Annotated in this window: 5 protein-coding genes; 4 read left to right on the forward strand and 1 reads right to left on the reverse strand. The window is 62.0% G+C overall.

Annotation, left to right across the window (positions count from 1 at the left end; translation table 11 throughout):
• The coding region (locus tag WBV42_RS18060; protein WP_423987254.1) for a DUF7347 domain-containing protein at positions 1-317 on the reverse strand (317 nt) is incomplete at its 3' end.
• A gap of 169 nt (positions 318-486) precedes the next feature.
• Between WBV42_RS18060 and WBV42_RS18065 the strand changes: the two genes are divergently transcribed.
• The 4 genes from WBV42_RS18065 to WBV42_RS18080 all read left to right on the forward strand — a co-directional run.
• Positions 487-1,671: an MFS transporter gene (locus WBV42_RS18065; RefSeq protein WP_423987255.1), complete on the forward strand. Its 1,185-nt coding sequence runs from the start codon at positions 487-489 to the stop codon at positions 1,669-1,671.
• Between the two features lie 99 nt (positions 1,672-1,770).
• Positions 1,771-2,904, forward strand: coding sequence for a citrate synthase (locus WBV42_RS18070; protein ID WP_423987256.1), 1,134 nt, complete (start codon positions 1,771-1,773; stop codon positions 2,902-2,904).
• 278 nt (positions 2,905-3,182) lie between these two features.
• Positions 3,183-4,649, forward strand: a complete 1,467-nt coding sequence (locus WBV42_RS18075; RefSeq protein WP_423987257.1) for an ATPase domain-containing protein — start codon at positions 3,183-3,185, stop codon at positions 4,647-4,649.
• Positions 4,646-4,905 (forward strand): response regulator (locus WBV42_RS18080; protein WP_423987258.1); only part of this gene is annotated, 260 nt, incomplete at its 3' end. The genes WBV42_RS18075 and WBV42_RS18080, both read left to right, overlap by 4 nt.

Consider the following 4,905-nt stretch of genomic DNA (forward strand, 5'->3'; position numbering starts at 1 on the left):
ACGCTTCCGAGCATCGCCCGGTAGAGGGCGATGCCGCCCGCGAGATGCGTATATCCGTCCTCCGTTTTCCGGAGGAACGTCCCGTCGAGCGCGTTCAGATGGTACTGAAACCCGCCGCTGTCACGCATCCCGACGGCCTCCTTCAACTCGGTGAACGTCGCCGTCCAGTTCGGCGCATTCCAGAGTACGTACAGGATTTTCAGTCGGGTTTCGTTGGCGAGCAGTTGGAAGGCGTTCCGGAGTTCCTCGTCCTCGGGTTCCGACGTCACGATTTCCCGTTCGATGGGGAGGAATCTCATCGGGTTGGTTTCCCCCATCAATCGTGACAACTATCCAATTGAAACGTCGTTCAGCGAACCCTTTTCTCACCCGGTTGTGTCCCTCTCGGTACGAACGCGCCAGTGATGGCGCACGAAACATGAATCCACGACAGAGATACTTCCATTCGAGTCCCACTGGTTTCGAACCGTCCACCGAACACCCACGATGCCATCGCTGAACGAACTGATCCGCCGGTTCTACGCCTACCGTGGACTCACCTCCGAGGGATTCGTCTACCCCATCCTCACGGTTCACGCGCTCGCACAGGGTCTCGACCTCGCCGGTGTCGGCTTCGCCGCAGGGTCGTTCTTCGTCGGCACGCTCCTCGGCGAGATTCCGATCGGCTACCTCGGCGACCGAATCGGCCGTCGGAACGGCCTCGCCCTCGGGTCGGTGCTCGTCTCGTTGACCCACCTCGGCTTCGCGTTCGCCCACTCGCTCGCAGGATTCGTCGCGCTCTGGGGGTTCTGGGGTGTCGCGGCGACGTTCCGCTCCGGCACCACGGACGCGTGGCTGTACGATACGCTCTCGGATCACGGTGAGACCGCCTCGTTCGCCCGAATTCACGGTCGCAGTAGCGCGACGTTCTACGCCGCCGCCGCGACGACCGCGCTCGTCGGTGGGGTGCTCTATGAGCAGTGGGCCCCGTTGCCGTTCCTCGCCGCGGCGACGTTGACGGGCCTCGGAACCCTCATCGTCCTGACGCTCCCCGAGCCGTCGGCCAGCAGCACGAACGAGGGATTTTCGCTCGCCGACGCGCGCACCGCACTCGTCCGCGTCGTCTCAAACCGCCGCGTTCGGTCGTTCGTCCTCCTCTCGGGCGTCGCCATCGCCGTTCCGGAAACCGTAGACGTGTTCGTCCAACCGGTCGCGCTCTCGGTCGGGTTCACCCCTGCCACGCTCGGCGGCCTGTACGTGGGACTGATGCTCGCCGCCGCCACCGGGTCCTCCGTCGCGGCCAGAATCGGCGAACGGTTCGGTATCGGCGGCTGGTTCACGCTCGGGCCGCTCCTCCTCGCCTGCGGGTTGCTCGGCACGAGCGTCGTTCCGGTCGTCGCGCTCCCGGTGTTCCTCCTCTCCCGCGGAACGAACACCGTCTACGGCACGCTTCAGAGCACGTTCCTCAACGACCGGATCACATCACACGGACGCGCGACGACGCTCAGCGGCGTCTCGATGATCCACGCGCTCCTCTTCTTCCTCGCCCGCACGGTTGGCGGGACGCTGGCGAACGTCACCTCCCCGCTCGTCGCCCTCGCCACGTTCGGGTTCGTCGCCGTCGGTTCGGTCGTCGTCTTCCGTTCGGTTTCCGATCCGTTTGCGTCTCGCGGATCGGTCGCCGTCGACTGACCGACTTCTGTGCGGAATCGTCGGTTCTTCACGAATCAAAACCCCTCCTGGGAAATATAGGGTATCTATCACCTTGCTCCTTGTAACTTCGTTCGAAGCATGACCGACCAAACCACGAACGAAGGACTGGAGGACGTCATCGTCGCCGAAACCCGGCGGAGCTACATCGACGGGGACGCCGGTGAACTGGTCATCGCGGGGTATCCGCTCGCGGAACTCGCCGAGAACGCGACGTTCGAGGAGACGGTCTTCCTGCTCTGGAACGACCGGCTACCGACCGCCGACGAGTTGGCGTCCCTCCGCGCCGACCTCGCCGAGTACCGCGACCTCTCTCCCGCGACGCTGGACCTGCTTCGGGCGGCAGCGGCGGACCACGTCCCGCCGATGGACGCGCTTCGGATGGGTGTCGCCGCCGCGACGCTCGGCCACGAAACCGACGGCTCCGAGGACGAAGCACGACTCCTCGTCGCGCAACTGCCGACCATCGTGGCGGCGTACTGGCGGCTCGAAAACGGCGAGGAGCCGGTTTCCCCCGACGACAACCTCTCCCACGCCGCGAACTATCTGTACATGCTCACGGACGAGGAACCGACCGACGCCGAGACTCGCGGGTTGGAGACCTACCTCAATTCGGTGGTCGACCACGGTCTCAACGCCTCGACCTTCAGCGCGCGGGCCATCGTCTCGACCGAGACGGACCTCGTTTCGGCCATCACCGGCGCGGTCGGTGCGCTCAAGGGACCGCTCCACGGCGGCGCACCTGGCCCGGTGCTCGACATGCTCCTCGACATTCACGAGTCCGGGGATACGGAGGAGTACGTCGAAGACAAACTCGATGCCGGGGAGCGAATCATGGGATTCGGCCACCGCGTCTACAACGTCCGAGACCCGCGTGCGGCCGTCCTCTCGTCGGCCGCCGAATCGTTATACGAGTCGGGAGGGGAACACGAGTTCTTCGAGACGGCGAAAACGGTCGAAACGACGACGACCGACCTGCTGGCCGAACGCAGGCCGGACCTCAGTCTGGCGACGAACGTCGAGTTCTACACGGCCGTCCTCCTCCACGGTATCGGGATTCCGTCCGAACTGTTCACGGCGACGTTCGCCGTCGCTCGCGTCGGCGGTTGGACTGCCCACTGCCTGGAACAACTCGACGACAACCGCATCATTCGCCCCCGTTCGTCGTACGTCGGCGGGGAAAACCGTGAGTGGCGACCGGTCGAGAACCGCTAACTGGGTATCTTCAGCCACTAACCGCCCATCACGGTTCGTTTTCGGTCATCGACTACCACCGGGACGACTCGAGCTATCGACCTTCCGGCGGATACTGTCTCGTTTTCGTGCGTTTTCATCGGCAACCGTGTCTTGCGAGTTCCGATATCCATCCTGTGATCTATTCATTCTCCCACGTTTTTGCATCGAGATTCGGATGAAGCGTGTGCTTGCTTGCGATTTGTTGCTCTCACGCCCAATAGAGATATATGTCTATTACAGCGAGTATGTAATAGAGTATGACTCTCAGTCCACCGAAGCGAATATCGACCGGTGTGGATGGACTGGACGAGATACTGCACGGCGGAATTATACCGGGACGGAGCTATCTCGTTCGGGGCGATCCAGGTACAGGAAAGACGATTCTCGGCATAAACTATCTCACTACGAACCCGGACGATACTGTCATGTTCGTCAACTTGGAGGAATCGGAACAGGACATTCGGGAGAACGCGGCGACGCTCGGCATCGACCTCGGTGCCGTGAACTTCCTCGATTTGAGTCCCGACTCGGACGTGTTCGTCGACGACCAGTCGTACGATATCTTCTCCCCCAGCGAAGTCGAACAGGAACCGCTCACGCAGGCGATCACCGACCGCGTCGAAGCCATCGAACCCGACCGGGTGTTCATCGACCCGCTCACGAAACTTCGCCACCTCACGTCCGGCGAGTATCAGTTCCGAAAGCAGGTCATCGCGTTCATGCGGTATCTGAAAGAACAGGGTGCGACGATTCTACTCACGTCGGAGAACACGGAGAACTCGCCGGACGACGACCTCCAGTACATGACCGACGGTACCATCGAACTCAGGCGCTCGGAGCGAGGTCGAACCATCAGCGTCCCGAAGTTCCGCGGTTCCTCGATTCGGGAAGGAAGACATTCGATGCGAATCGAGGAAGGTGGGCTCGCCGTCTATCCCGAACTGACGACCAACGAGCACGACAGCGAATACGTCGCGGAACCGATTCCGTCGGGCGTCACCGAGATCGATAAACTGCTTCACGGCGGGCTCGAACGCGGGACGGTTTCCGTCCTTAGCGGACCGACCGGCGTCGGGAAGACCACTGCCGGAACTCAATTCATGAAGGAGGCCGCGAGCCGTGGCGAGCGTTCCATCATCTACATGTTCGAGGAATCGACCGAGACGTTCATGCGGCGGAACCAAGCCATCGACATCCCCGTCGGGGAGATGATGGAGGAGGGGACACTGTCGGTCGAGGAAGTCGAACCGCTCGATCACTCCGCGATGGAGTTCGCCAGGAAGGTCCGTCGCGAGGTCGAGGAAAACGATATCAGCATCGTGATGATCGACGGCCTTCAGGGGTACAAACTGTCCGTCAGTAGTGAGGACGAACAAATGCTGGTTCGCAAGCTCCACACGCTCTCGCGCTATCTAAAGAACATGGGCGTCTCCGTCATTCTCGTGGACGAAATCGACACCGTCACCGGCGAATTCCGCGCGACCGAGGCGGGTATCAGCTATCTCGCTGACAACCTCGTCTTCCTCCGGCACCTCGAAATCTCCGGCGAGATGCGCAAAGCCATCGGTGTTCTCAAAAAACGCACCAGCGACTTCGAGCGGACCCTCCGTGAGTTCCGCATCACCGAACACGGTCTCGAAGTCGGCGAGCCACTCACCGGTCTCCGAGGCGTCCTCTCGGGTGCACCGGAGTGGATCGAGGACGCGCCGAGACTCGATGAATGACCGACGCATCACTCGTGCTCGTTTTGAGCAAAAACGAGCGCAATCAATCCCTCCTCACCGACCTCGTCAACGAGGAGGGATGTGAAACCAGGCCCGTCTCGACGGTCGAGGAGTTCGACAACGTCCTTCGGGGCGAGGATTCCATCACCATCGCCGTTCTCGACACCGAAGGGTACACCGCCGACCTCTGGAAGCGGTGTGGCTACCTGAACGAACGCGACATCCCGACCGTGGTTCTCACACCCGAAACCCCGCC

The organism is Haladaptatus sp. (genome assembly GCF_049589095.1).
In the GTDB taxonomy this organism is placed as follows: Archaea; Halobacteriota; Halobacteria; order Halobacteriales; family Haladaptataceae; genus Haladaptatus.

Bases quoted from the DNA above. Each gene is read 5' to 3' on its own strand.
- WBV42_RS18075 (WP_423987257.1), top strand. From the start codon at position 3,183: ATGACTCTCAGTCCACCGAAGCGAATATCGACCGGTGTGGATGGACTG.
- WBV42_RS18070 (WP_423987256.1), top strand. From the start codon at position 1,771: ATGACCGACCAAACCACGAACGAAGGACTGGAGGACGTCATCGTCGCC.
- WBV42_RS18065 (WP_423987255.1), top strand. From the start codon at position 487: ATGCCATCGCTGAACGAACTGATCCGCCGGTTCTACGCCTACCGTGGA.